Source organism: Roseivirga echinicomitans (assembly GCF_001592935.1).
Classification (GTDB): Bacteria; Bacteroidota; Bacteroidia; order Cytophagales; family Cyclobacteriaceae; genus Roseivirga; species Roseivirga echinicomitans.
Genome location: NZ_LRDB01000014.1, coordinates 12,748 through 37,810, shown reverse-complemented (window position 1 = coordinate 37,810; position 25,063 = coordinate 12,748). Strand labels below are relative to the sequence as shown.

The window sequence follows — 25,063 nt, the reverse complement described above, 5'->3', positions numbered from 1 at the left end:
AGACTTGTTTTAAATAGAGAAAGGGAAATGTTGAGTAATGCTAACATCTGAACATCTACCTTTCTAGAGTATATTGAAGAATGAATAAGGAAACAAGAATAAAAAACTCGGCTTTCTTTTTAGTGAAAGAGTCTATTGAAATCGAAATTCGTGAGACTTATGATCCTGAGCTAAACGCAAGATTATATAAAGAGTATTTACAGGGTAAAGCTGAAGTGATTGAGGTTATAAAATCATGTTATTGAATACGAATTTGACGCTGTGAATTGACGAATAATGACAACCTTTTAAACTGTTTCAGCATCTTCTCAAACTTCTAAAAAAAATGTTCTCAATTGCTTTTATTCTAATAACCTTTCGGACAACACTTTGAAAATTAATTATCAGATTATCAGGTGATTAAATTTTTGAAAATGTTAATCAATGTTAATGTTAAAAAAGTAATAAATCACCGTTTTTAAAGGATGAAAATCCTCTCATTTACCAATGAGTAATTTAAGAGAAGTGATACGCCTTACGAATCGAATTTTCCTTGCTTAATGTCATTCAAAAGTCTCTTAACAAAGTGCCTAAACCTCAGACTTTCGCCTATACCTGGCAATAGAATAAATACTAATCTGTATAAAGCGATGAAATTAAAGGACTTGAATTCGAATGTATGATTTCCGAATTCGGTTTTGATTGTTATTACAGTCCTTTTGAATTCTAGGTCCTTTCTATTGGTGGTAAGCTTCTTAATAAATTTGAATTCATTTAACTCTTGGCTAGAATCTTCGGTAAATAGAACCGGATTATTATCATCAATAAGAAAGTATTTCTTTCTGTTTTTGACATAAATCCAAAGGAAGTGTACTGTTTTAGAGAACCCACCCTTTTTCTCTACAATGTAAAAGCCCTCTTCTCGAATCATACCTCAAAACTAATTTATTTAGCTGTACTAATATAATTAGTAACTAACTAAAGATTGAAAATTAATTACAATCCATGAATGGAGTCTTGATTAATAGTAATTGCAAAGCAGCGATAAGGTGTTTAATTTGTATTGCTTACAAAGAGAAAAGTATTACATCCTATTGTTTTTTAAAATGAGATCTACACGTAAAGCAGAAAATAATGAATCGCCTTCTAATATGTTTGAGTTTATCGAAGCGAAATCTATTGAAGAGAATGCGAGGCCTACAATAAACCCGACCGATAAGAACCAGAAGTTTTTACAAGGGCCTTTGATTCTGGAAGATGAAGATATGTCACCAACACTGCATAACAGCTAATTCAATGTTGAGAAAAGCTAGTAGTGGAATTTACGGCTCACATTTCATATGGTCTGCATGATAAATTGCTAACAAAATCTCATTTTCTCTTCTGATCATGTTAATTCAATTGCTTATTGAAGACCTTTCGAGTAGTTTGATGTTTGATATCTACAAAACTACTTTTGCTCGAATATTGCGACATTATCTTCGGTTTGTTCGAAGGAAAGTTTTACTTCATGATCGATTTTTTTATCCGACCAGTTTTTTTGAATTTTCATTTCTTTTCTAAGCTTTTCGCTTGCTTTTAAGCCAAAGCTTTGAACCGTTTCAGGAAGATTTTTTAAGAGTTTATAGTCAATGATGTAGTGGTTTATTTTGCCGTCACTCATTTCATCTTTCCACATTTTTTGACCTTTGTACCAAAATGAATTATAGTATAAAAGTGCTACTTCGTGTATTGAAAGCTGTGACCTAAAGAGTCTTATGAAATCATAATTTTGTAAAAAGGTTTGTTCCTCATTTACCACAAATCTTATGGTGTGGTATAAATGACGGTAGTAATGGCTTAATCTGGAGATGTGACCATTAACAGGCTTGTAACCAAACTTTACTTCAAAGTGTCCAGCTCGATAAGCTTTATCATCTTTGTGTGGTCGAGTAAGCTCCTTCAGTTTATTGTTTATTTTTATGTACAGAACATTCACCGGTCCTGGTTTGCCCATTGCTTCATAATATTCATCTGTACTTGGTCCTACGCCATTCATGAAGAAATCAAATGCGAATCGATGTGACATTTGTTTTAGTTCGAAATCACCTAGTTGATAAGTCTTAAGGTGTTGTGTTACCTCTTCTTCCACGATCAAATAGATGAATTTATATTCTCGATACATCAGAATAAATGCATCTCTACCCTTAAACGCTCCATGATTAATATTGACCTCATTCACATTCTCTTTGTGAAGCCTCAAAAGCTCATAAAATTTATTCTCAAATCGTTCTCGCTTAATATCATTTCTTTGCTGTTCATAAGCCTCTCTCTGTCGCTCGTTGGCTATATACTGTACCCAAAAGGCTAGAAATGTCAATAAAACCCCAGCAGTACCAACAAAAGGTGCTGCAACTCCACCAAAAGCATCACCAATGGCGCCAGATGTTGTGGCATCGGCTTGATTGAAATTAAGGGTAAGTAAGCATATGTAAGCGACCAATAATAGTCCACCAAATGCTAAAATGATGAAATAAACTTTGGATGGATTAAAATGTGTCTTATCACTCATTATTGCGCGGTTGAAGGTTCAATATAATTCATTTCTTATTTAATTGAAGTTGCTTAATAATTTTCAATGCCGTAGATTAATTGCTTTTCCATAATGCACAATGTCTGTGGACTAAAAATAGTCAGCGATAATAACTCTGGAATATTGCCATTGAGTACTTAAATGAATATGAATGATTGAAAACGAGAATTGGTCTTCATGGCGAAAAATGCCAAGGCCCGAAGATTGTAGAAATATAGAAGGGCCTCAAGGGTCTGGAGTTTATCAAATTCGAGAAGTAGGAACAAAGCGCAAAATACTTTTTGGTATTGGCGTGGAATGTCAGAAAAGAATGAAATCTCTATACCCAAAGCCTTACGGAGTCGGTACTAGAAATAATGAGGATAAGCGAAAATTTATTTTGAAAAATTGGTCGAACTTGGAGTTTCGTACATTGGCGACTAAAACAAGAGATCATGCTAAAAATGTTGAGGATATCATTAAGGATAATAGTGATCACCTCTTCAATACTTAATTTGTTAATTATAGCTTGAAGCCATCTAATTTAAATTATGTCTGACGACCAAAAAAAACAACTACAACAACAACTCTGGAATATTGCCAATGAGCTAAGAGGCAAAATGGATGCGGATGAATTCCGTGACTATATCCTTGGCTTTATTTTCTATAAATACCTTTCTGAGAAAATGTACCTCTTCGCCAATGAGCAATTGCAAGAAGATGGTTTACAATATGAAGAACTGATAGAAGGCACCCCCGATGGAAATGAAATGCTCAGCTTTTTGCAAGCTGAGGCTTTAGAAGAGCTCGGTTACTTCCTTAAACCAGCACAGCTATTTAGTGCCATTGCCAATAAAGGAGCCAGCAGGGCAGAAGAAGGCGATAGCAGCTTTATCCTAGAAGACCTCACCAATATTCTCAACTACATTGAGCAGAGTACCATGGGCACGGAATCGGAAGATGATTTCAATAAGCTCTTTGAAGACCTCGACTTGACATCTACCAAACTCGGTAGAACAGAAAAAGCCAAAAACGACCTGATTGTAAAAGTACTTGGCCACTTAGACAAAATTGATTTTAAGCTAGAAGACGCTAATTCCGATGTGCTAGGCGATGCCTATGAATACCTCATCGGACAGTTTGCTTCTGGCGCAGGGAAGAAAGCAGGGGAGTTCTATACTCCGCAAGAGGTTTCTACCATTTTGGCCCGATTGGTCACTGTGGGTAAAACCCGACTTAAATCTGTGTATGATCCTACCTGTGGTAGTGGTTCGCTCTTATTGCGTGTAGCCAAAGAGGTGGAGGAAGTAGGCCATTTCTACGGTCAAGAGTTGAACCGTACCACCTATAATTTAGCTCGCATGAACATGATTTTGCATGGGGTGCACTTTGCTAAATTCGATATTCGGCAAGAAGATACTTTAGAACATCCGCAGCATTTAGAACATCAGTTTGAGGCCGTGGTGGCCAATCCTCCATTCTCTGCTAATTGGAGTGCCAGCAGCTTGCATATGACAGACGACCGTTTTAGCCAATACGGTAAGTTGGCGCCAAGCTCTAAGGCCGACTTTGCCTTTGTGCAGCACATGCTTTACCATTTACATGAGAATGGCACTATGGCTTGCGTATTGCCTCATGGGGTTTTGTTTAGAGGCGCAGCCGAAGGCCATATTAGAAAGTATTTAATTGAAGATAGAAATTGGCTCGATGCTGTGATCGGTTTGCCTGCCAATATCTTCTATGGTACTTCAATCCCCACCAGTATTTTGGTGTTTAAAAAGTGTAAGGAACATCCCGATCAGGTATTATTTATTGATGCCAGCCAACATTTCGAAAAGTCTAAAAACCAGAATAACCTTCGCTTAAAAGACCTTGATAAGATTATTGAGACTTACCGCAATTATGTAGTGGAAGGAGTGCCAAGTGGTGAGCTAGAAGAAAAGTACAGTTATGTAGCCAGCCTTGAAGAGATCAAAGAAAACGACTATAACCTCAATATCCCTCGCTATGTAGACACCTTTGAAGAAGAGGAGACTATTGACTTACAAACAGTAAGTAAAGACTTGGCTGATTTAGAAGGACAAATGACTGCTATCGACCAAAAGATAGCCGACTACTGTTCAGAATTAGGGATTGATTCACCTGTGAAAGTGTAAGTATGATTGTTCCTAAATTAAGGTTTAAAGGGTATAGTGAGCCTTGGAAGGAAGCTAGGTTAGATTCTGAGGTAAGTGTTATAGAATCAGGTTGGAGTCCCCAATGTGAAGAAAGAAGTGCTACGAATAATGAATGGGGAGTATTAAAAACTACCTCGGTGGTTTGGGGAGGTTTTGATGAAAAAGAAAATAAGAAGTTACCAGAGAAATTAGAGGCGAGAAAGGAGATCGAAGTAGTTGAAAATGATATTCTAATTACAAGAGCAGGTCCAACCAATCGGGTTGGTGTTGTTGCCTATGTGGGCCTAGTTAGAAATAAATTAATGTTATCTGATAAGATAATTAGAGTTCGAGTTGGAGGTAATAATCACAAGTTCTTTGCAATTTTATTAGGTACAAGGAAGGCTCAAAAACAATTGATGAGTAAGTATAGTGGGTTGGCTACATCACAAACAAATATTTCCCAGAAGTTCATTCTTAATACTAAACTCAATTATCCTAAAATTGAAGAACAGGATAAAATTGCTGATTTTTTAAGTGCGGTAGATGAGAAGATCCGTTTGCTCACCGCCAAAAAAGAAAAGCTCGAAACCTACAAAAAAGGGGTAATGCAAAAGCTCTTTCCAAAAGCAGGCCAAACCAACCCAGAGCTCCGCTTTAAACGCCCAGATGGTACAAGCTTTCCAGGTTGGGAGGAGAAGAGGTTGGGGGGGGTGATTGAGTTTTTTGGTACAAATTCCTTCTCTAGAAGTCTGCTTAACTACGAATCGGGATCGATTAAGAACATTCATTATGGCGATATACATACCAAGTTCAGGTCTAACTTTAAGTTAAATGATGAGGAGGTTCCATTCATTAATGAAGAAGTGGATACGTCAAAGATAAAGGCTGAGCAATTTTGCCAAGAAGGTGATTTGATAATCGCAGATGCCAGTGAAGACTACAAGGATATTGGTAAAGCGATCGAATTAATTGACCTCAATAATGAGTTTGTTGTTGCGGGCTTACATACCTACATAGGAAGGGACATTGATAAGAACTTCACTTTGGGGTTTAAAGGCTACCTATTTCAAACGGTAGATATAAGGAGGCAAATTATGAGATTAGCAACTGGAGTGTCCGTATTAGGCATATCTAAAACTCACCTTGTCAAAATGGAACTATCATTGCCAATTAAGGAGGAGCAAGTTAAAATAGTCGATTTTCTGACTTCAATAGATACAAAACTTCAAGGATTTGATAAGGAAATCAATCAAATGAAGGGCTTTAAAAAAGGGCTATTGCAGCAGATGTTTGTATAAATGAATGATAAGTAATATTTATTGAATAATGAGTAATTGGGTTAAATACCGTGTTTTAATTGCGCTGCTGATTTTTGTGTTTTCTCTATTTTTGGCTTATCTGCTGTATGCTAACCAAATCCCTGAAGACAAAGAGTTTAGGTATCCTTTGGTCTTGGCTTTGATTGGTTTAGGGTTTACGCTTAGTCAGTTTGCTTTTAAAGTTTGGGATGAGAAGGCAGTAGAATTAAAGAAAATTAGACTTCAATTATCTGAAGGACTTATAAAAAAATCAAATGTGCTTATCAATTTAGTGCACGTCTCTCTCGGTGAAAAGAAACCTGACTTAATACAACTAGATACTAACTTCCAAATTCACCTCAATGAATTTAAGTCAAGTATAGAATATGCTTCATTCTTTTTTGAAGAAAAGTTGGTAGGTAAAGCAGAAACGAGAGCTTTCTTAAAAATTCTCAATGAACTTCGAGATCATATCAATGATGGAAGCTTAAATGTTCAAAGAACAGAGAAAAGTGAAAAAAAGGCTTCACCACAGAAAATTTTGAAAGCTATCGGAGATCTGTTTGTTTACGGTACAACAAATGTTAACTCCAAGGAACTGCTTGAAAAAGTATTGGAGTCTAAACAGAATTTTATTCTTAGTATTCATAAAATGATAGGCTAACGGCTCAAATTTAAATCGATCAAATGAAGGACTTTAAAAAAGGGCTGTTGCAGCAGATGTTTGTGTGATATGGAAAAAGAGAAATTACTAATTGTTGACCATGAGGATGTATTCGCCCTTTGTGATGCTGTGGACTTTAAAAAGTACCGGGCTATTAATTTTTTTGAAAACTATGAGTTCTCATTTGAAGAAGGGCAAAGCCTCCGACCAAATTCATTTTGCAATAGACGTTACCCAACACCTGCTGACCTCAATGAGGTTGTCTTTAAAAACTGCCATTTTAAATCTTACGTGAAGGTCACAACTTCAAACAGAAATGTAACCTTTGAAGGTTGTGACTTTTTTGAAGATGTTTCTTTGCAAAACTCGAGGTTCACAGGTAAAGTAAGATTCAGGGGTTGTCGATTCCACAAGAAGACCAACTTCAGAAATACAAAATTTGAGGGGTTAGTAGATTTCTGGAGAACTCATTTTTTTCAAGAAACAATCTTCTACAAGACTGACTTTTTAAAAGTAGCAGTTTTTTCAGCTGCTATTTTCGAGAAGAATGTTCTATTCACTTATTCTCTAATTAATCACTTAATACTTTTTAGAGGCACTGTTTTTAGAAAGGGGCTTGATTTGTCTTTAGCAATAATTCCCGGTCAGATAGGAGCGTTTGACCTTCGGGTTAGTGACTTCAAATCTCTAAAGAGAAAGTTAAATGATGATGAGTTCGAAGACGCAGTCAGCAAGAATGGAGATATTCCGATAAAGAATAAGAGAGAAACACTCAGGCTCTTTAAAGAGCAATATGAAAAAACAAGCAATACTGTTGAATCAATACCATTTAAGGTACTTGAGAAGAAAACACTTCTTGTAGAACAAAGAATCAATTTATACCGGTTACGAAAAAAGGATATCAAAGGGAAGAAAGAGCCTTGGTTTAGGTTTTTAATCGAGAAATGGAAAAGTATTTTTAATATCGGTATTCTCCGTTTAAACTGGATGTCAAATTACTATGGTGCGGCCTATGTCCAAGGAGTGCTGTTTACTTTACTAGTTGGGGCGCTTTTTTTCTACTTAAGTCTTCTTGGTACCTCGAAATACGAATTTGCTTGGAATTTTGACCCAAATATTGTGCGAAGTGAAATAGCTAACTACGCATACTTTTTATTGCCAATACATAGGTTTGATTACCTAGGACAAGAGTTCTGTGAAAAATTTGAGCTCTATAACGGGTTCTATCTCTTTGACCTGCTAGGGCGAGTTTTTATCGGGTATGGTATTTATCAGACTGCTCAAGCATTTAGGAAATTCAAATAAGCAGTAATGAACTATACCACACAATACGATGAACTACTAATTAATCAATTTGATCACCTTAAAAGGCATCCACAGTTACTTCCCTTTATTGGAGCAGAGTGGAATGAAAGTCCTCATAAAGCCTTGTTGATTGCAGAGTCGCATTATATACCTGCAAAGTATAATCATCAGATTGGTTATTCTGAATGGAATGATGTAGAATATCTAAAGTCATTGAATGACGGCCACATTTTTAATTGGACCAATACCAGAGCAAATGTTGAAGGAGTAATGGAAAAATGGGGGCACTCGATTCATACTAATATTGCACAGAGCATCCAAAATGTATTTGGCTATGAAACAAAGATAAAGGCCTATAAAGAAGTTAGTTATTACAACTATTTTCAAAGGCCAGCTGAAGAAGAAAGAGAAACTATTAAATATGATTTAACTTCAGAAGATCATAAGCTAGCTTATGAATTTTATAAATATCTAGTTCAAATTCTGAATCCAGTACTTGTGATTTTCCTTAGTAAGGTTGCTCATGATTCTTATGGTAAAGAAAATGGATGGACCATTGAAGGAAATGTAAAAAGGGTAGGGCATCCCACATTTCGAAGTTGGTATAGAAGAGCCAAGATTTATGAAGGAAGAAACAGCAAAGAAGAGTTTGAAAAGATATTGAGTATGGAGTTTAAAAATTTTAATGTATGACCATACAACCAGAGCAGGCATTAGAGAATAAACTGATTGAGCAATTACAAGGGCTCAAGTATCAATTCGTCACCATTAAGGACGAGGGTGATCTTTTGGCTAACCTTAAAACTCAATTAGAGAAGCACAATGGTGTTTCCTTAACTCAAAAGGAGTTTGCTCAGGTCATTAATCAATTGAGCAAAGGTTCAGTTTTCGATAAAGCCAAAACCCTTCGAGATAAATTCCAGCTCACCAAAGAGAACGGAGAAAGTATTTACCTAGAGTTTATTCAGCAAGAGCATTGGTGCCAGAATATCTTCCAAGTTACCAATCAGGTCGCTATGGAAGGCAAGTACAAAAACCGCTACGATGTTACTCTGCTTATGAATGGTATTCCCATTGCTCAAATTGAACTCAAGCGGAGGGGGATAGAACTGAAAGAGGCATTCAACCAAGTAAAGCGTTACCAAAAGCATTCGTTTGGAGCTTCTTTAGGCTTGTTTCAGTACGTGCAGTTTTATGTGATCAGTAATGGCGTAAACACTAAGTACTTCTCTAATCAAAAACGTGAGAGCTTTAAAAACACCTTTTATTGGTCGGATAAAGAGAATAACATTATCACCAACCTAGAGGCCTTTACTCAAGAGTTTCTAGAGCCTTGCCACATGAGCAAGATGATTTGCAAGTATGTAGTCATCAATGAAACCATGAAGGCGCTGATGATCCTCAGGCCATACCAGTTTTATGCAGTGGAGGCCATCATTGATCGTGTTAAGAACTCTACCAAAAACGGTTATATCTGGCACACCACAGGCTCAGGCAAAACGCTTACCTCTTTCAAAGCAGCGCAGGTTTTAATGAAATTACCCAAGGTGCATAAAGTAGTGTTTGTAGTCGATAGAAAAGACCTTGATTTCCAAACGGCCAAAGAATACAATAGCTTTCAAAAAGACAGTGTCAGCTCAACAGATAATACAGAGATCTTAGTAAAACAGTTTTCTGATGATACGCCTTTGATTGTCACCACCATTCAAAAGCTCAATACTGCCATTTCTAAAAAGCGGTACACCACCAGAATGGAGCATCAGAAAGACAAAAAGATTGTCTTCATTTTTGATGAATGTCACCGTTCTCAGTTTGGCGATACACATGAGAAAATTAAGGATTGGTTTCAGGAAGCCCAGATGTTCGGTTTCACAGGCACACCGATATTTGCTGAAAACGCAGCAAAAAATGAGAAAGGCAAGAGAACCACCAAAGACCTCTTTGAAGAGTGTCTTCACAAATATGTAATCACCGATGCCATTAGAGATGAAAACGTACTCAAGTTTTCAATCGAGTATGTAGGCCGATACAGAGAGAAAGAAGGCAGCCGAAACGATATTGACATTGAGGTAGAGGACATCGACACCAAGGAGCTTTTGGAGAGCCCTGAACGTCTCAGAAAGATTGTTGACTATGTGGCGCTCAATCACGACCGAAAGACACATAGCAAGCGATTTACAGCTATGTTCTGTGTAAGTGGTGTAAAGAGTCTCATTCATTACTACGAGCTGTTCAAGGCAGCCAAAGCTGAGGGTAAGCATAATCTTAAAATCGCTACGATTTTCAGTTACAATCCCAATGAAGAAGATGCCAATGCTGATGGGCAAATAGGTGAGGAGGTTTCCGTAGCGGAAGACCCAAGAGTGCTTTATGGGCTCGATAAACATTCCCGTGAAAAGCTCGATGAATTCATAGATGACTATAACAAGATGTTTGGTGTCAAGTATTCGACCAGAGATAGTAAGTCATTCTATGACTATTACAATGACATTTCAAGTCGAGTAAAGAAAGGTGAAGTGGATATTTTGCTCGTGGTGAATATGTTCTTAACAGGTTTCGATAGCAAAAAACTGAACACCATTTTTGTAGATAAGAACCTCAAATATCACGGCCTTATTCAAGCCTTTTCACGAACCAACAGAACGCTTGATGAAACAAAGTCGCAGGGTAATATTGTCTGCTTCAGAAACCTTAAAAAAGCCACAGACGATGCCATAGCCCTATTCTCTAACAAAGATGCCCGAGAGGTGATTTTGATGGAGCCTTATGAGAACTACATCGACAAGTTCAAAGCTGCTTTAGAGAAGATGAAAGAGATTGCTCCAACAGTAGGCAGTGTCGATGCATTGCCTTCTGAGGAGGAGGAGTTTGAGTTTGTGAAGGCATTTAGAGAACTCTTGCGTTTGAAAAATGTACTCAGTGGTTTTGCAGATTTCGATGAGGAGGAAATAGGCATAGATTCGCAGGAGTTTGAAGACTACAAAAGCAAATACTTAGACATTCACGATAAAGTCCGCAATGACCGTCAGAAAGAGAAGGTTTCTATTCTCGATGATGTAGACTTTGAATTAGAGCTCATTCATAGAGATGAAATTAATGTAGCCTATATTCTTAAGCTATTGGCTCAATTGAAAGGAGCAAAAGCAGAGGATCATGAGAAGCGTAAAAAAGAGATTATCGATGCTATTGCCGGGGATGCTCAATTGAGGAGCAAAAAGGAGTTGATAGAAAAGTTCATTCATGAGAGTCTGCCTAATGTCGAAGACATGGATCAGATTGATGAGGTCTTCGAGTCTTTCTGGACAGAAGAGCGTAGCAAAGCACTTAGTCAGTTGGCAGATGAAGAACAACTAAACCCTGAACTTTTACAGGCCTCGATAGATCAATATCTATTCACAGAACGCAAGCCATTAGGTACAGACGTTCTCAACATGATTGAAGGAGCCAAGCCAAAGCTCGCTCAAAAACGAACTACCATAGAGCGCATCGTTGACAAAATGGTCGACTTCGTAGATACATTTATTGGAGGGATGGGGGAATGATATGAATTACTTAGAACAGCTTTTGCAACCCGAATGGAAATTAAAGCGCACCGAAGTACTTAAAAGAGATAATAATTGCTGTCAGATATGCTTCAATGAAAAAGTTATTCAGGAAACTATAATTGGATTAACAGAGGTAAAGGAATTTGAGGAAAAACTAGAATGTACGAAGCTTACCGTCATTGGTAAAGGAGTTAAAATTCTTAAGCATGAGATATTTAACTACCCTTTTGAATACTCAAACGCTGCGGTTTATTTGAAGGAGATTGAGAATAGACAAAAGGTCGTTGCGATAAGGGTATTAGATCATATGGTACGAACCACCAATCAAGTTTCTGCGCAAGAATTATTCGAAGATGGTAAAAGTCTAGAAGAACTAATTTATGATCAAGAGACAATTTTCGAACTAAATAAGAGCTTTAGTAAAAATTTTAAGTGGTTGTATGGATTTAACTTGCAGGTACATCATGAGTGCTACCGTCAAAGTCGTATGGCTTGGGAGTATGAAAATGAAGATCTATTAACCTTATGTTGGCAATGTCATGAGGATGAGCATAAAGAAAAGAAAATACCTGTTTATAGTACTAGAGGAGATGTGTTGGGAGAATATACACGTTGCAATCGTTGCTTTGGTGCAGGGAGATTTCCAGAATACAATCACGTGCAAAAAGGCATCTGTTTTAGATGTATTGGAAAAAGATTCGAGGAGTTAATTGATCAGGTGTAAGATGGGATCATCTAATAGTGAGGCTTGAGTTCCTTTCTTGTAATCAATTATAGATAATCTCTTGAGCATCCTTTAATGAGGTATTACGAAGGTTCATGGTTGTTTCAATAATTCGTGACTTCTCTTTATGAGGTTTTTTAGGCTCTACTAGGAATCTATATGGTCTAGAATGATAATCTTCATCATGAGCTTTATTTAAGCCAATTCTAGGGGCTTGAAAAAGGTCACTACTAAAAGGATTGTTATTTTTAATGAGTCCGAACTTTAACTCACGAATTTCTAGTTGCTTAATTGAACTGAGAATTCTCGAAACTGAGACAATAGGTCCAGAAAAATAATTATTCGTGTTCATTTCTTGAATTTCTCTTATTAGAATCCCACCAAAGGATTCGCCATTTCCGAAAGTAATATCGAGTCCAGACCCATGGAAGTACCATTCGTTAGAGGTCAATTGCTTTTGGTTTTTATGGCTATAAGGATCTTTGTGGAGTTCAGAATAATAGTAAAATTCGATATCCATAATTCTAAATGAATCTTCACTAACCTGTAAAAGACAATTATTCATTAAATCTGAAGCAATTCTCTTAAAGTCCTCGTATGGATTTGATGTGTTTTTGATGTTTAGATTAAGCATGATGTAATTTAATCAAAACACATTTTAGACGAACGAATTCTAGTTGATAAGGCCGTGTCGCTTGCCAATAGCTTGCCAAAAAAATAAAAAACCCCACTGATTTACTCAGATGGGGTTTTTAAGTGATCCCTTCAGGAATCGAACCTGAAACCTACTGCTTAGAAGGCAGTTGCTCTATCCAATTGAGCTAAGGGACCGTTATCCGCTTTTCAAAAGCGAGTGCAAATATATGAAAATCGATTTTCTTTTGGCAAGTTGAACCTTGAATTTATTTGCATCTATTGCTGTTTAGTTTTTTGTGATGAAATATAGAGCGCTAAAAAATACAGAACTACAAATCAGCGAAATCGCATTCGGCTGTATGTCAATGGATTTGAGCCGAAAGATCAATGATGAGTTGATCCACGCTGCCATTGATGGTGGAATAAATTATTTTGATACTGCCGACCTTTATGACCAAGGAAAGAACGAAGAAGCGCTTGGTCAGGCACTAAAAGGCAAAAGATCCGAGGTGATTGTGGCAACCAAAGTAGGCAATCAACTAAGAGCTGATGGCAGTGGTTGGGACTGGAACCCTTCGAAAGACTACATTCTCAAAGCAGTTGATCAGAGCTTGAAAAGACTGCAAACTGACTATATAGATATTTATCAATTACATGGTGGAACCATAGAAGACCCGATCAGCGAAGTGATCGAAGCTTTTGAGCAGTTAAAAGCTGAAGGTAAAATCAGGGGGTACGGCATCTCTTCCATTCGCCCCAATGTAATTCGGGAATATGTAGCCAACTCGAATATTGCTAGCGTAATGATGCAATACAGCTTGCTTGACAGAAGGCCCGAAGAAGAAATGCTGGACTTGTTGGAAAGTAATAAGGTGGGCGTCATGACACGTGGTGGTTTAGCCAAAGGATTATTGGCAGGTAAAAGCCCAGAAGCTTTCCTGAATTATAAGTCAAAAGAAATAGAATTGCTGGTCAACGAAATGAAGAAGCTCACGGATGACAAAACGAAACTGTCACATGTGGCTTTGCAATGGATATTGAGTCACTCCGCTGTCACCAGTGCTGTGGTAGGGATTCGAACCAAAGAACAACTCGATCAAGCTTTGGCCTATACCGAATCGACTGCTATGGAAAGGGATCAGCTTGATGATTTAGGGAAGGTATTGCCGCCTGCTCAATACCAAGTGCATCGATAAATATAAAATGTCCCAAATTCAGCAGGTCATTCGTTTAGTAAATGTTAGTTTTAGTTGAAATATCAAACCATCAAAGTCATGAACATCAGTTCCTCTAATTTTTCGTTTCTGAAAACCTTATCTGAAAACAATAACCGCGAATGGTTTACGGCCAATAAGAAGGAGTACGAACAAGCCCATGAAAATGCAATTTCAGTAGCCAATGCTTTGTTGGCGGGGCTGTCGGAACACGACCAAATCACCACCGCTACTGGAAAGAAGAGTTTGATGCGGATCTATAGAGATGTTCGTTTTTCGAAAGATAAGAGCCCTTATAATCCACGTTGGGCTGGAAGTTTCAATCGATCCAAACCAGCTTTGAGAGGCGGCTACTACTTCCATTTACAGCCAGGCGGAAATACGGTAGTGGGTGGAGGTTTTTATCAACCCAATGCCGATGATATCAAACTTATTCGTGATCACATTGCGATGGATGATGAACCCTTGAGGAAAGTAATTTCCGATCCTAAGTTCATAAAGACCTTTGGAGGCTTGCAAGGTGAGCAGTTGAAAACTGCGCCAAAGGGCTTTGAGAAAGATCATCCTTCCATTGATCTTTTAAGGTATAAATCCATGTACGTGTTCAAGAGCTTCTCCGATAAGGAGGTAACCTCACCCGATTTTGTCGAAAATGCCTTGTCGGTATTTTTGGCCTTGCGTCCTTTTTTCGATGTCATGACCGACTACCTCACTACTGATATGAATGGAATTTCCCTTATTGAAAATCAAGGGTAAACATTAAGGAGGAAAACAGGGGATAAAGACGATGGCAAGAAAAGTGATTTTTGAATTTCTGGAACAGCTTAGCAAAAACAACTCTAAAGAGTGGATGGATGCGAACAGGGCTTATTACGAAGAAGCCAAAAACGAATTAATCAATCTGTTCGAGCCTGTTTTAGCTTCGCTGAAGGAAATCGACCCAAGAATTGTGCAGCCAACGGCTAGAAAAGCCATTAGCCGTATCAATAACAACTTGATGTTTCACCCTGAAAGGCCAACCTATAAAGACCATTTTGGAGTGGTGTTTGGGCATGGGAAAGGCTTGGCCGATTTCTATGTACACTTGGGCACGGATGAAACTTTAATGGCGGGCGGAATTTGGCATCCAGACAGCGCAAGACTCAAGAAAATCAGAACTGAGATTGATTATGAAGGTCACAAGTTGATGAAAACCCTAAATGCCGAGCCCTTTAAAAGTTGGTTTCATTTTTATACCGAGGGCGCATTGAAAACTGCACCTAAAGGCTATTCGCAAGAGCATGAGTTTATTGAATTGCTGAGACTGAAAAGCATTGCGGCCATGCGTCCGATTACGCGGAAGGATATTCTTTCAGTTGGCTTTCATGATATGGTAATCGAATCTTATTCGGCCATTTTACCGATGATCGACTTTTTGAATGTTGCTTTATTGGATGATGACGGTAAGTATTAAGTAGGAATCTAAAAGAGAAGAATGAGTGAAGTCAACAAGTTAAAGACTGCTAAAATAATTTTCATATTAAGTATACTGACAGCCATTTTCTGGTGTTTGGGACAGTTTGTTGATGTTTACTATTTCGCGGTAGTAGGTGCGATTTTTGAAATTTTATGGCTTCCAATGATCGCAATGTTGTTTGTTCTGCCAATATTCTCTCTTGTGCTTTGGGCAAAAGAAAAATTCAACCCAAAATCACTTCACCTGTACTCCTTTCTAATTCTTCTCGCTACTGGTTTATTCCTGATGTTACGAAATTAGTATTGTTCCGTCCTGATCAAGCGATACGGTTTTTCTATTTTGGCCAGTGTAATTCCTTCTTTGTCGGTTAGCTGTGATTTGTTTTTTTTCATAGCTTCACCCTCTACAAATCAACCCTCATATGAAAAAGCAATTCATCACACTTTTAATGCTGGTTTCGGTAGGGATTTTTGCCCAAACTGCACCTAACTGGCTTCGGTATCCGGTTATTTCTCCGGATGGTACTACAATCGTATTTACCTACAAAGGCGACCTTTATAAGGTGAGCGCCAACGGTGGTGATGCCGCCCAACTTACTTTCCACGAATCGCATGATTTTATGCCTGTGTTTAGCAAAGATGGAAAAACCATCGCTTTTGCTTCAGACCGTTATGGCAATTTCGATGTGTTCACCATGGATATCCGTGGAGGAGAAGCCAACCGCATTACCTTCCATTCAAATGATGAGCAGCCTTTCTCTTTTTCTGCCGATAACAAATCGGTGTTGTTTGGGGCGCTAAGACAAGATTTGGCCGAAAACAGACAGTACCCACACGGTTCTCAGTCGGAATTATATTCCGTGCCTGCGGCTGGAGGTCGAGTAGACCAGCTTTTTTCTTTCCCAGCAGAGTATGTGCAGGTGAATAAAAGTGGAAGCCAGATGGTTTACCACGATAAAAAAGGAGGCGAAAACGAATTCCGTAAGCATCAAAACTCTGCCATTGCCCGTGATATTTGGGTGTATGATAAAAAGGCGGATTCGCACAAAATGATTACTACTTATGTAGGAGAAGACCGTCAGCCGATTTATAGCCAAGACGAGAAAAGCCTTTACTTTTTAAGCGAAGAAAGTGGCAATTTCAATGTGCATAAGCTTTCGCTTGACAATCCTGCTGCAAGAACTCAATTGACGAATTTCAAAACGCATCCAGTGCGTTTCCTCAGCATGGGTGCAGGTACTTTGAGCTTTGGCTACGATGGAGAACTATACACCATGAAAGAAGGGCAACAGCCTAAAAAGCTTTCGGTGAATATTGTGACACAAAGCAAAGCCAATAGTGATAAATTTGTTTCTATCAATGGTGGTGTTGGCGAAATGGCCATTTCGCCTAACGGAAAGGAAATTGCATTTACTGCCCGTGGCGAAGTGTTTGTGACCTCTGTAGACGGTTCTATCACCAAAAGAATTACCAACACGCCTGAGCAAGAAAACTTCGTGACTTTTTCACCTGATGGAAAATCAGTGGTATATGCCAGTGAAAGAGATGGCAGATGGAGCATTTTCAAAACCACTAGAGTTCGTGAAACCGAAGAGCCATTTTTCTTCGCTTCAACCTTGTTGAAAGAAGAGCCTTTGGTGCAAAATAAGCTTGATAATTACCTTCCCAACTTTTCACCCGATGGAAAAAAACTAGCCTTTATTGAAGGAAGAAGAACTTTGAAAGTAGTGGACTTGGCTTCCAACAATGCTACCGTTTTAATGACACCAGATGATTTGTTCCACATGGGTGATGGCGATCAGTCTTTCACTTGGAGCCCAGATAGTAAATGGATTCTTTTCGATTGGGGAAAAACATTGAGCAATAGCGAAATTTTGCTTTTGGCGGCAGATGGTTCTAAAAGAGTGAACCTTACCGAAAGTGGCTATGGTGACAGAAGTCCTAAATGGGTGAATGATGGCAAGCAAATGATTTGGTTTAGTAATCGTGATGGCTTGAAGAGTTACGCCACCAGCGGTTCGTCACAACGTGATGTGTATAGCATGTTCTTTGATCAAGATGCTTGGGATAAGTATAACCTGAGTAAAGAAGATTATGACTTGATGAAAGAAATCGAAAAGGCGACCAAAAAGGAGGATGTTGAAGACAAAGATGCGGATAAAGACAAAAAAGACGATAAGGATAAGGAGGTAGAAAAAGTGAAAGACCTCACTTTCGATTGGGATGACATGAAAGACCGAAGGGTGAAAATGACCATCCACTCTTCTAGTTTGGGCGATGCCGTGCTTTCTAAAGATGATGATAAGCTGTATTACTTGGCACGTTTCGAGAAAGGAATGAACCTTTGGAGTACCGATTTAAGAACCAGAGAAACCAAAATGGCTTTGAAACTCGATGCTGGTTTCGGTAGCCTAACTTGGGACAAAGAACGAAAGAACCTTTACTTATTGAGCGGAGGTAAAATCTCTAAAATTGATCCGGAAAGCGGAAAACGCGAAGGCGTGGATGTGAAAGGTGAGATGAATTATGATGCCGTTGCAGAGCGTCAGTATATGTTCGACCATGTTTACATTAGAACCAAGAATGTTTTCTACGAACCAACTTTCCATGGCATTGATTGGGAGTTAATGAGAAAAGAATACGCTAAGTATTTGCCTTCAATTGGTAACTCATATGAGTTCTCAGAAATGCTTTCAGAAATGCTGGGTGAACTGAATGTATCGCACTCTGGCGCTAGGTACAGCACAAGTATTCCTAACCCAGATGCCACTGCTTCGCTTGGTGTTTTTATGGATTATAAGCATAAGGGCGATGGTGTTTTAATTGCCGAAGTGATCAAAGGCGGGCCGCTAGACAAAGCCAACATCGATGTGAAAAAGGGAATGATCATCGAGAAAATTGATGGAGAAACCATTGCTCAGAATGTTGATGTAGCCAAGTACTTAAACCGCAAGGCAGACCAATTCACTTTGTTAGAAATCTATGATCCTGCTACTAAAAAGAGACAACAAATCACGATGAAGCCTATTTCTCTAGGTGCAGAAAGAGGTTTGTTATATGATCGTTGGGTGAAAATCAACGAGAAAGAAGTAGAAGAGAAGAGTAATGGTCAGTTGGGTTATGTGCACATTCCGGGCATGAGCGATGGGCCTTATCGTAGTATTTACGAAGATATGATGGGCAAATTTTCAGACCGTAAGGCCGTAGTCGTAGATACTCGATTTAATGGTGGAGGAGATTTGGTGGCCGATTTGGCCATGTTCTTCACAGGCGAGCCTTTTCTTACATATGCCACTGAAGCCAAAGTTGTAGGAGGCGAACCAACCTCGCGCTGGACAAAGCCGACTTTGGCCCTCTTCAACGAAAGTATGTACTCTGATGGCAGCTGTTTTGCCATTGGTTATGCTGAACTCGAAATTGGAAAAACAGTAGGAATGCCAGTGCCTGGTACTTGTAGTTTTGCTGGTTGGGAAGGTTTACCTGACGGAGGAAGATGGGGCGTTGTACCTGTAAGCGCTAAAAACAAAGCAGGTGAATGGATGGAAAACAACCAGACTGAACCTCAGTTTAAAGTGAAGTTGATGCCGGGTGTTGTAGACAAAGGAAGAGACCAACAGTTGGAAAAAGCCATTGAGGAATTGATGAAGGAAATCAGGTAAACTAATACTTGATTGTAAGCAAAGCCTCTGTGAGTTGAATTACTCATGGAGGCTTTTTTCATTTCATCTCGTTCTCTAAAACCTTTTGCTGGTTTAATCTACCTCTTACCTCAGGAGCACGACATTCTTTGAACATTTTGGGCGCTTTTCTCTATGATTTTGGTGTTCTTTGCGCCTCAAATTTTTCGACAGCATAATGTTTGAATTGCAAATAGGGGGAGTGCCAGAACATTTCAATATGCCATGGCAGCTATTACTTTCTTCAGGAACACTTGAGAAATCTGGTATTGCGCCACAATGGGCGGATTATCACGGTGGCACAGGTCTTTTGGCGCAAGCTTTACACGATGGCGATTTAGACATCGGAGTGCTACTTACGGAAGGTGCTGTTCAAGGAATTGATAGGGGGAAGAAATTTAAAATATTCAGCTTTTATGTTGATTCCTTTTTGACCTGGGGGATTCATGTGCCTGCCAATTCTGCTTCGCAAACTGTTTCGGACATTGAAGGCAAGCGTTATGCGATTAGCCGCTATGGTTCGGGCTCTCACTTGATGGCTATTATTGACGCAAAAGCGAGAGGCTGGTCTATCGAGGACATGAGATTCGAAGTGATCGATGATTTGGCAGGCGCCCGTGAATCATTTCAAAAGGGCGATTCAGGCATTTTTCTATGGGAGAAATTCACGACCAAATCTTTAGTGGACAGTGGAGAATTCAGAAGAGTAGGAGAGCGGAAAACGCCTTTCAGCTGCTTCGTGATCTGCGTGTCGGACAAGGCTTTCGAAGAAAAGAAAGAGGCAGTATTAAAAACTATAAACGCCTTGTTTCAACAGGTGACTCAATTCATTGCTAGTACAGATAAAGTGAAACTGATCAGTGACTTCTATCATTTAAAGCCAGAAGATGTAGAAGCATGGCTCAAAGATGTAAGCTGGACACCTCGTCCGCACCTTAATCCAGCAATGCTCCAAACGACAATCGATACTTTAGGGGTGCTCAATTTGGTGAGCGATAGTTTAACAGTAGATCATTTAGTTGGCCCAGTTGAAGCGTTGGAGAAATAGCGACCAAAGATTCGGGCTAACCTAAACCATTTTCTCCTTGGCGTGGAACCTCATTTTGTTCAATAGCTTGTTCATTACTATGGCTTCCGCTTCGGTAATATTGAACATCACATCATCAAGCTTGCCCATGTTCTGGTCGATTTCGCTCAAAAGTGCTTGGCCTTTTTCATGAATAAATGCCTGAATCAATCTGCCGTCATGAGTACAAGGTCTTTTCCAAGCTAAACCTTTGTCGCAAAGTCTATCTATTAAACGCGAAGTATCAGAATTGCTAATAATCATTCGTTCTCTGATCTGCTTGGTACTTATGGGTTCGGGATGTTGTTCACCCAAAATGGTCAATACATTGAACTGCTGCTGAGTTATATCGTATTGTTTTAAAAACTCGGTGGTCAAATCGCTGAGCCAATAGGCGGAGTACAATAGGTTTGCTCGCAATTGCTCCTTAATGCTTTTGGTGTTCTGAGCGTTTGTTTGCGTATCCATTTTAAAATATTGTCGGGTGGCTTACTAAATTAGACCTAATGTTATAACATTGACTGTGGAAATCAAAATCTGATTCGAGTTAATAGAAGAAGGCCTATAAACACATAGACCATCTAACGCACAAGGCTTTGACCCTGATTGCTAGATGGCTATGTTCAACAATCACCAAAAACTTTATCTATAATTATTGCAGTAATTATGCTTCTGCGGCTTCTTCAAGCGGTTTTGCCACTGGGAAATCTATGGCTATTTCTGTAACGTTGTTCACGTAGTTGGTTACAGTATTATCGGCTACCAAAAGCACCAAATCCATAAGCGCAGCATTGTCAAAACCCTGTGCAAAGAAGTTCTCTACAGTTTCGCTAGAGGGGCGTCCGTGTTTAAGGGTAAGCTCTCTTGCTAAAGCAACAATTACGTTTAAACGCTCATTTCCACTTTTTCCAGCCCTTAAATTCAAAGTCTCCTCTTCGCTAAAGCCATTCATTTTTCCAATGGCAGTATGCGCGGCTTGGCAATATGAACAGCCGTTGGCTTGTGCTACAGCAAGCGCTACAGCTTCTCTTTCTTTTGCATTAAATGACCCTTTGGCCTGTGCGCCTTGGAAGGCCAAGTATGAATCTAGCGCGTTTGCAGAATAGCCAATGGTCGCATAGATGTTCGGTACCATTCCGATTTTCTGTTTTACGTCATCAAAAATTGCTTGTGCCGCAGGGGCTACTTGTTCTCTTGTAGGTACTTCAAATTTTCTCATTGTATTTTTTGTTTTATAGTTTTTCAAATTCAAGTAGCTAACTAATGTTGTAACATTGAAGTTCAAACATTGAAATAAAAATATTTGAATATTTTTGAATAAACTATCTAACAGTCTGTGAATGAGTGATTAGTGAGGTGATTTATTTTTTAAAAAACCTTAGAGACGAGAGCTCCTCCTTTATGGAAATGAATTTTGAGAGGGAAACTGAAGTGATTTAACTTGGTTAGTCCTTACTTCCCAACCAAGCATGACCCAATTTGAAAGAGTAATACTCTGTTACTTCACCGTCATCTGATTTGCTGACTGTTTTCCGGTGTGGTTTTTTTATTTGGGCTTCGAGCCGACTTTTCTCTATGAGGTAATCTTCTTCATCAAAGTAATCTTCAGGCTGGCCTAGATCATTGCTGGTCAAATGCTTTTCGTCTAGGCGACATTCCCAATTAAAGCCAGCAGGAAGGTTTTTGATTTGAGGTTCAGTTTGTGCTGTGTATTCTTGGTCAGGCTTAAAGAATGTACGATCGTAAAAGTGGAGAAAATCACCAATCGCACAGACTACCTGAGATTGAGAGAAATAAGGATCGTTAAGCCACATTTTAAGATAGTAAGGCTCGCCCAGCTCATCTAGCTGCTTTTTCCATTCATTATAAATGTCAATCAAACCATTCATGATTTTTTGGCGGGTCTTACCTTTAGGTTGAGGGAATTCGCTGTTGAGCATGGTGTAGTCGCAATAGGGGCTGACCCAGATTTTTGTATGGTCGCGTTGGCTACTTTTTAAGGATTCAATATCTAGCTTAAGGTTTTCACTTCTCCACGTTTCAATGTCCTTCCAGATGCGATGGTGTCCTCTCAGTTTCTTAATTCTCATGCTCGATCTATTGCGGAATATTTTCTGATTTTTCCTCTGATAAAATTGGGTCGATAAGATAACTAGACTTTTTCTTAGGAGAGAATATAAAATTGAAAATCTACCGATACGTCAAAATTTGAATGATTTGGGCTTTTCTGAACCTTTCGAAAAATATATTTTCAACGGCCATGTTACTTTTTGAAAATGTTGCGTCTCATGATCAAAACTAAAACCATGTATGCCTTCGGGCATCAATCAACAATTAAAAAGAGAGAATAAACAATTATGAAAATTACAAACAAATTAATCGGTGCATTGATCATTGGTATGGTAGGCATGACTTCTTGTGCAGATGTACCACAAACTGAAATTGATGCTGCTACAGCTGCTATCGAAACCGCAAAAGTTGCTGGTGCCGAAGTGTATGTTACCGAGCAATACAATGCTTTGAATGACTCTATGGCGGTAGCTATGGCAAGCTTGGAAGAGCAAAAATCTAAGTTCTTCAAAAAGTACACTAAGACTGTTGAGAAATTAAACAACGTGACTGCAATGGCTAACGAAGTTTCTGCTAGCACTGAAGCCACTAAAGAAGCAGTGAAAGCTGAAATCTTGGCTTCTATGGAAGAAGTTCAGACTTTGGTTGCTCAAGGAAGACAGTTAATTACTGAGGCTCCTAAAGGCAAAGAAGGAACGACTGCATTAGAGGCGATCAAAACTGAATTAGATGTTGTTGAAGCTTCTATTACTGAATCAAACACAATGTTTCAAAATGGTGAGTTGAAGCCTTCGTTAGCGAAAGTGAAAGTTGCTAAAGAAAAAGCAAGCACAATCAATACTGAATTAACTGAAGTGATCAGCAAATACAAAGCTGCTCCAAGAAGAAAGTAATTTAGATAGAACGATAAAGGCAAAATCCCCTGAAGGTTTCAAAGCCTAAAGGGGATTTTCATTTTTGGAAAAGATATGAAAATCAAATGGCTAGCGATTGCTCTGCTCACTGTGCTAATTCTCATGGCATTACTATTTCCTTCCTTCATTTTCCCTCAGCCTCCGCTGGCTGAATTAACCGAGGCACGAGAAAAGCTTTCGGAAGCGGAAAAAAGTCAGGCGTCAGAATACGCACCAGATTTGTATAAAAAGGCAACTATTTTATACGACTCGGCCATGGTGGCTTGGGCCAAAGAAAACGATCGTTTCTTCTTTATGAAGGACTTTTTGATCACAAAACAGCTGGCTTCTAAAGCATCAGAAACGGCAATATTAGCCAAGAGTACAGCTCAAAATATGAGCAAGAAAATATGGTCGAACTACAGCAAACGACTCGATTTAATCGATGATCAGTTTGAGCGTTTCGACCTAAAGTATAAAAATATTCCGCTAAGTGAAAGCTCGGTAAAACGACTTGCACAATCGCGTATGCTTTATCATGAAGTGTCTGTTGCATTTGAAAGTGGAAATGCTGCACTTCTGAAAGAGAACTTAAGCAAGTTGGAAAAGGACATGGCTCAACTGATTGGGCAAGCCGAGGCTACCATGACCGAATTCTTTAAGGACTATCCACAATGGAAAAAGTGGGTGTCTGCAGGAATTGAAAAATCGCGCAAAGCGAATGAAACCGTTTTTGTCATCGATAAGATGGAGAGGCTTTGCTATGTATATGCCAAAGGTAAACTGACCCATACTTTCAATATGGAACTTGGTGCCAACTGGATGGGGGATAAGATGCTCTCTGGGGATAAAACCACTCCTGAAGGAGTGTATAAGGTAGTGAAGAAAAAGGGGAATGGGCAGACCAAATATTATAAAGCTTTACTGCTGAATTACCCGAATGCTGATGATCAGAAACGCTTTAAGGAGAATAAGGCCAAAGGCATTATTCCAAAGAATGCCACCATTGGCAACTTAATAGAAATACACGGTGATGGCGGGAAAGGTTTGGACTGGACCGATGGCTGTGTCGCTTTAAATAACAATGATATGGACAAGCTTTTTGGCTTGGCTTCAGAAAATACACAAGTAATTATCGTGGGGTCGCTTAAACCGCTCCCAACTAAATAATGGAGAAGAAAACGAACATAAGGAAATGGGTAGTGTTGGCGACAACCATGGTGTTGTTACTGCTGGTTTTGGTGAAAATTCAAACCATCATGATCAGCTTAACTGCTCAGGAAGATGTGGTGAAAGTAGACAAGGAAACCGAAGCCGCTTTACTGACCGACATGCAGAACCAATTGGCGGTTTTGGATAAGAAACTTTCGGCCAATATTCCTAAAAATAACTATTTGGTAGTGAACAGTACGGTCAATGAATTCTACTTGTACAAGGGAACGAATCTGATCAAAAGCGATATATGCTCAACTGGGAGTTATATCCTTCTAAAAGGCAACGACAGTAAAAAGCAATGGATGTTTAAGACGCCAAAAGGCGAATTTAGAATATTGAATAAGACCAAAGACCCGGTGTGGAAGAAACCTGATTGGGCTTTCGTAGAAGATGGTTTACCTGTGCCTTCTCCAAATCATTCGTCCCGTTTTGAATACGGGGTTTTGGGCGACTATTCGTTGAGCATTGGCGATGGATATTTGATTCATGGCACACTTTATCAGCGGTTTTTGGGATTACCTGTAACGCATGGTTGCATTCGTTTGGATGACGCCAACCTAGAGTTGGTGTATAAGTCGCTGCCCATTGGCTCTAAGGTTTTTATTTTCTAAT

At 39.0% G+C, this 25,063-nt stretch carries 25 protein-coding genes and 1 tRNA gene; 19 read left to right on the top strand and 7 right to left on the bottom strand.

Features of this window, described 5'->3' with window-relative positions:
- Positions 1-80 precede the first annotated feature (80 nt).
- Complete coding sequence (locus tag AWN68_RS18995) at positions 81-245, top strand: hypothetical protein (RefSeq protein ID WP_157716170.1); 165 nt, start codon at positions 81-83, stop codon at positions 243-245.
- A gap of 269 nt (positions 246-514) precedes the next feature.
- Here AWN68_RS18995 and AWN68_RS10855 read toward each other — a convergent pair whose 3' ends face one another.
- Entirely contained in the window at positions 515-910 is a 396-nt protein-coding gene (locus tag AWN68_RS10855; RefSeq protein WP_068415316.1) for a hypothetical protein, read from the bottom strand.
- Between the two features lie 175 nt (positions 911-1,085).
- Here AWN68_RS10855 and AWN68_RS10850 point away from each other — a divergent pair, with 175 nt between their 5' ends.
- On the top strand, positions 1,086-1,271 hold the full coding sequence (locus AWN68_RS10850; protein ID WP_068415313.1) for a hypothetical protein: 186 nt from the start codon (positions 1,086-1,088) through the stop codon (positions 1,269-1,271).
- A gap of 158 nt (positions 1,272-1,429) precedes the next feature.
- Here AWN68_RS10850 and AWN68_RS10845 read toward each other — a convergent pair whose 3' ends face one another.
- Positions 1,430-2,530, bottom strand: a complete 1,101-nt coding sequence (locus tag AWN68_RS10845) for a putative phage abortive infection protein (protein ID WP_068415310.1) — start codon at positions 2,528-2,530, stop codon at positions 1,430-1,432.
- 172 nt (positions 2,531-2,702) lie between these two features.
- On the opposite strand from AWN68_RS10845, the gene AWN68_RS10840 reads away from it, so the two are divergent.
- The 8 genes from AWN68_RS10840 to AWN68_RS10805 all read left to right on the top strand — a co-directional run bounded on the left by AWN68_RS10840 (position 2,703) and on the right by AWN68_RS10805 (position 12,225).
- Positions 2,703-3,044, top strand: a complete 342-nt coding sequence (locus AWN68_RS10840; RefSeq protein ID WP_068415307.1) for a hypothetical protein — start codon at positions 2,703-2,705, stop codon at positions 3,042-3,044.
- 37 nt (positions 3,045-3,081) lie between these two features.
- On the top strand, positions 3,082-4,686 hold the full coding sequence (locus tag AWN68_RS10835; protein ID WP_068415304.1) for a type I restriction-modification system subunit M: 1,605 nt from the start codon (positions 3,082-3,084) through the stop codon (positions 4,684-4,686).
- A 2-nt stretch (positions 4,687-4,688) separates the two neighbouring features.
- Positions 4,689-5,987, top strand: a complete 1,299-nt coding sequence (locus AWN68_RS10830) for a restriction endonuclease subunit S (RefSeq protein WP_068415301.1) — start codon at positions 4,689-4,691, stop codon at positions 5,985-5,987.
- A 28-nt stretch (positions 5,988-6,015) separates the two neighbouring features.
- Positions 6,016-6,651, top strand: a complete 636-nt coding sequence (locus tag AWN68_RS10825; RefSeq protein ID WP_068415298.1) for a hypothetical protein — start codon at positions 6,016-6,018, stop codon at positions 6,649-6,651.
- A 69-nt stretch (positions 6,652-6,720) separates the two neighbouring features.
- Entirely contained in the window at positions 6,721-7,956 is a 1,236-nt protein-coding gene (locus tag AWN68_RS10820) for a pentapeptide repeat-containing protein (RefSeq protein ID WP_068415296.1), read from the top strand.
- 6 nt (positions 7,957-7,962) lie between these two features.
- Entirely contained in the window at positions 7,963-8,649 is a 687-nt protein-coding gene (locus AWN68_RS10815) for a hypothetical protein (protein WP_068415293.1), read from the top strand.
- Positions 8,646-11,498, top strand: a complete 2,853-nt coding sequence (locus tag AWN68_RS10810; RefSeq protein WP_068415291.1) for a type I restriction endonuclease subunit R — start codon at positions 8,646-8,648, stop codon at positions 11,496-11,498. The genes AWN68_RS10815 and AWN68_RS10810 overlap by 4 nt, the downstream gene beginning before the upstream one ends.
- Before the next feature lies 1 nt (position 11,499).
- A complete protein-coding gene (locus tag AWN68_RS10805) occupies positions 11,500-12,225 on the top strand; it encodes a hypothetical protein (RefSeq protein WP_068415289.1) in 726 nt (241 codons plus the stop codon).
- A 43-nt stretch (positions 12,226-12,268) separates the two neighbouring features.
- On the opposite strand, the gene AWN68_RS10800 is transcribed toward AWN68_RS10805, so the two are convergent.
- Both AWN68_RS10800 and AWN68_RS10795 read right to left on the bottom strand, forming a co-directional pair.
- Positions 12,269-12,859 carry a hypothetical protein gene (locus tag AWN68_RS10800; protein WP_068415285.1) on the bottom strand — a complete coding sequence of 197 codons (591 nt, stop codon included), beginning with the start codon at positions 12,857-12,859 and terminating at the stop codon, positions 12,269-12,271.
- A 123-nt stretch (positions 12,860-12,982) separates the two neighbouring features.
- Positions 12,983-13,056 (bottom strand) — tRNA-Arg (locus AWN68_RS10795).
- A gap of 104 nt (positions 13,057-13,160) precedes the next feature.
- Here AWN68_RS10795 and AWN68_RS10790 point away from each other — a divergent pair.
- The 6 genes from AWN68_RS10790 (at position 13,161) to AWN68_RS10765 (ending at position 20,255) form a co-directional block, all read left to right on the top strand.
- Positions 13,161-14,057 carry an aldo/keto reductase gene (locus AWN68_RS10790; protein ID WP_068415281.1) on the top strand — a complete coding sequence of 299 codons (897 nt, stop codon included), beginning with the start codon at positions 13,161-13,163 and terminating at the stop codon, positions 14,055-14,057.
- 78 nt (positions 14,058-14,135) lie between these two features.
- Positions 14,136-14,831: a DUF2461 domain-containing protein gene (locus tag AWN68_RS10785; RefSeq protein ID WP_068415279.1), complete on the top strand. Its 696-nt coding sequence runs from the start codon at positions 14,136-14,138 to the stop codon at positions 14,829-14,831.
- A gap of 31 nt (positions 14,832-14,862) precedes the next feature.
- Entirely contained in the window at positions 14,863-15,528 is a 666-nt protein-coding gene (locus AWN68_RS10780) for a DUF2461 domain-containing protein (RefSeq protein ID WP_068415276.1), read from the top strand.
- A 21-nt stretch (positions 15,529-15,549) separates the two neighbouring features.
- Positions 15,550-15,831 carry a hypothetical protein gene (locus AWN68_RS10775; RefSeq protein WP_068415275.1) on the top strand — a complete coding sequence of 94 codons (282 nt, stop codon included), beginning with the start codon at positions 15,550-15,552 and terminating at the stop codon, positions 15,829-15,831.
- A gap of 121 nt (positions 15,832-15,952) precedes the next feature.
- Positions 15,953-19,189: a S41 family peptidase gene (locus AWN68_RS10770; protein WP_068415272.1), complete on the top strand. Its 3,237-nt coding sequence runs from the start codon at positions 15,953-15,955 to the stop codon at positions 19,187-19,189.
- A 196-nt stretch (positions 19,190-19,385) separates the two neighbouring features.
- Complete coding sequence (locus AWN68_RS10765; RefSeq protein WP_068415269.1) at positions 19,386-20,255, top strand: type 2 periplasmic-binding domain-containing protein; 870 nt, start codon at positions 19,386-19,388, stop codon at positions 20,253-20,255.
- Positions 20,256-20,276: 21 nt separating this feature from the next.
- On the opposite strand, the gene AWN68_RS10760 is transcribed toward AWN68_RS10765, so the two are convergent.
- From AWN68_RS10760 to AWN68_RS10750, 3 genes are all read right to left on the bottom strand, one after another.
- On the bottom strand, positions 20,277-20,741 hold the full coding sequence (locus AWN68_RS10760) for a MarR family winged helix-turn-helix transcriptional regulator (RefSeq protein ID WP_068415267.1): 465 nt from the start codon (positions 20,739-20,741) through the stop codon (positions 20,277-20,279).
- Positions 20,742-20,937: 196 nt separating this feature from the next.
- Positions 20,938-21,492, bottom strand: a complete 555-nt coding sequence (locus AWN68_RS10755; protein WP_068415265.1) for a carboxymuconolactone decarboxylase family protein — start codon at positions 21,490-21,492, stop codon at positions 20,938-20,940.
- A 226-nt stretch (positions 21,493-21,718) separates the two neighbouring features.
- Positions 21,719-22,363: a hypothetical protein gene (locus tag AWN68_RS10750; protein WP_068415263.1), complete on the bottom strand. Its 645-nt coding sequence runs from the start codon at positions 22,361-22,363 to the stop codon at positions 21,719-21,721.
- Between the two features lie 267 nt (positions 22,364-22,630).
- Between AWN68_RS10750 and AWN68_RS10745 the strand changes: the two genes are divergently transcribed.
- The 3 genes from AWN68_RS10745 (at position 22,631) to AWN68_RS10735 (ending at position 25,062) form a co-directional block, all read left to right on the top strand.
- Positions 22,631-23,236 carry a hypothetical protein gene (locus AWN68_RS10745; protein WP_068415260.1) on the top strand — a complete coding sequence of 202 codons (606 nt, stop codon included), beginning with the start codon at positions 22,631-22,633 and terminating at the stop codon, positions 23,234-23,236.
- A gap of 123 nt (positions 23,237-23,359) precedes the next feature.
- Positions 23,360-24,406: a L,D-transpeptidase family protein gene (locus AWN68_RS10740; protein ID WP_157716169.1), complete on the top strand. Its 1,047-nt coding sequence runs from the start codon at positions 23,360-23,362 to the stop codon at positions 24,404-24,406.
- Positions 24,406-25,062, top strand: a complete 657-nt coding sequence (locus AWN68_RS10735) for a L,D-transpeptidase (protein ID WP_068415255.1) — start codon at positions 24,406-24,408, stop codon at positions 25,060-25,062. The genes AWN68_RS10740 and AWN68_RS10735 overlap by 1 nt, the downstream gene beginning before the upstream one ends.
- Position 25,063: the final 1 nt, after the last annotated feature.

Bases quoted from the DNA above. Each gene is read 5' to 3' on its own strand.
- AWN68_RS18995 (WP_157716170.1), top strand. From the start codon at position 81: ATGAATAAGGAAACAAGAATAAAAAACTCGGCTTTCTTTTTAGTGAAA.
- AWN68_RS10855 (WP_068415316.1), bottom strand. From the start codon at position 910: ATGATTCGAGAAGAGGGCTTTTACATTGTAGAGAAAAAGGGTGGGTTC.
- AWN68_RS10850 (WP_068415313.1), top strand. From the start codon at position 1,086: ATGAGATCTACACGTAAAGCAGAAAATAATGAATCGCCTTCTAATATG.
- AWN68_RS10845 (WP_068415310.1), bottom strand. From the start codon at position 2,530: ATGAGTGATAAGACACATTTTAATCCATCCAAAGTTTATTTCATCATT.
- AWN68_RS10840 (WP_068415307.1), top strand. From the start codon at position 2,703: ATGATTGAAAACGAGAATTGGTCTTCATGGCGAAAAATGCCAAGGCCC.
- AWN68_RS10835 (WP_068415304.1), top strand. From the start codon at position 3,082: ATGTCTGACGACCAAAAAAAACAACTACAACAACAACTCTGGAATATT.
- AWN68_RS10830 (WP_068415301.1), top strand. From the start codon at position 4,689: ATGATTGTTCCTAAATTAAGGTTTAAAGGGTATAGTGAGCCTTGGAAG.
- AWN68_RS10825 (WP_068415298.1), top strand. From the start codon at position 6,016: ATGAGTAATTGGGTTAAATACCGTGTTTTAATTGCGCTGCTGATTTTT.
- AWN68_RS10820 (WP_068415296.1), top strand. From the start codon at position 6,721: ATGGAAAAAGAGAAATTACTAATTGTTGACCATGAGGATGTATTCGCC.
- AWN68_RS10815 (WP_068415293.1), top strand. From the start codon at position 7,963: ATGAACTATACCACACAATACGATGAACTACTAATTAATCAATTTGAT.
- AWN68_RS10810 (WP_068415291.1), top strand. From the start codon at position 8,646: ATGACCATACAACCAGAGCAGGCATTAGAGAATAAACTGATTGAGCAA.
- AWN68_RS10805 (WP_068415289.1), top strand. From the start codon at position 11,500: ATGAATTACTTAGAACAGCTTTTGCAACCCGAATGGAAATTAAAGCGC.
- AWN68_RS10800 (WP_068415285.1), bottom strand. From the start codon at position 12,859: ATGCTTAATCTAAACATCAAAAACACATCAAATCCATACGAGGACTTT.
- AWN68_RS10790 (WP_068415281.1), top strand. From the start codon at position 13,161: ATGAAATATAGAGCGCTAAAAAATACAGAACTACAAATCAGCGAAATC.
- AWN68_RS10785 (WP_068415279.1), top strand. From the start codon at position 14,136: ATGAACATCAGTTCCTCTAATTTTTCGTTTCTGAAAACCTTATCTGAA.
- AWN68_RS10780 (WP_068415276.1), top strand. From the start codon at position 14,863: ATGGCAAGAAAAGTGATTTTTGAATTTCTGGAACAGCTTAGCAAAAAC.
- AWN68_RS10775 (WP_068415275.1), top strand. From the start codon at position 15,550: ATGAGTGAAGTCAACAAGTTAAAGACTGCTAAAATAATTTTCATATTA.
- AWN68_RS10770 (WP_068415272.1), top strand. From the start codon at position 15,953: ATGAAAAAGCAATTCATCACACTTTTAATGCTGGTTTCGGTAGGGATT.
- AWN68_RS10765 (WP_068415269.1), top strand. From the start codon at position 19,386: ATGTTTGAATTGCAAATAGGGGGAGTGCCAGAACATTTCAATATGCCA.
- AWN68_RS10760 (WP_068415267.1), bottom strand. From the start codon at position 20,741: ATGGATACGCAAACAAACGCTCAGAACACCAAAAGCATTAAGGAGCAA.
- AWN68_RS10755 (WP_068415265.1), bottom strand. From the start codon at position 21,492: ATGAGAAAATTTGAAGTACCTACAAGAGAACAAGTAGCCCCTGCGGCA.
- AWN68_RS10750 (WP_068415263.1), bottom strand. From the start codon at position 22,363: ATGAGAATTAAGAAACTGAGAGGACACCATCGCATCTGGAAGGACATT.
- AWN68_RS10745 (WP_068415260.1), top strand. From the start codon at position 22,631: ATGAAAATTACAAACAAATTAATCGGTGCATTGATCATTGGTATGGTA.
- AWN68_RS10740 (WP_157716169.1), top strand. From the start codon at position 23,360: ATGGCATTACTATTTCCTTCCTTCATTTTCCCTCAGCCTCCGCTGGCT.
- AWN68_RS10735 (WP_068415255.1), top strand. From the start codon at position 24,406: ATGGAGAAGAAAACGAACATAAGGAAATGGGTAGTGTTGGCGACAACC.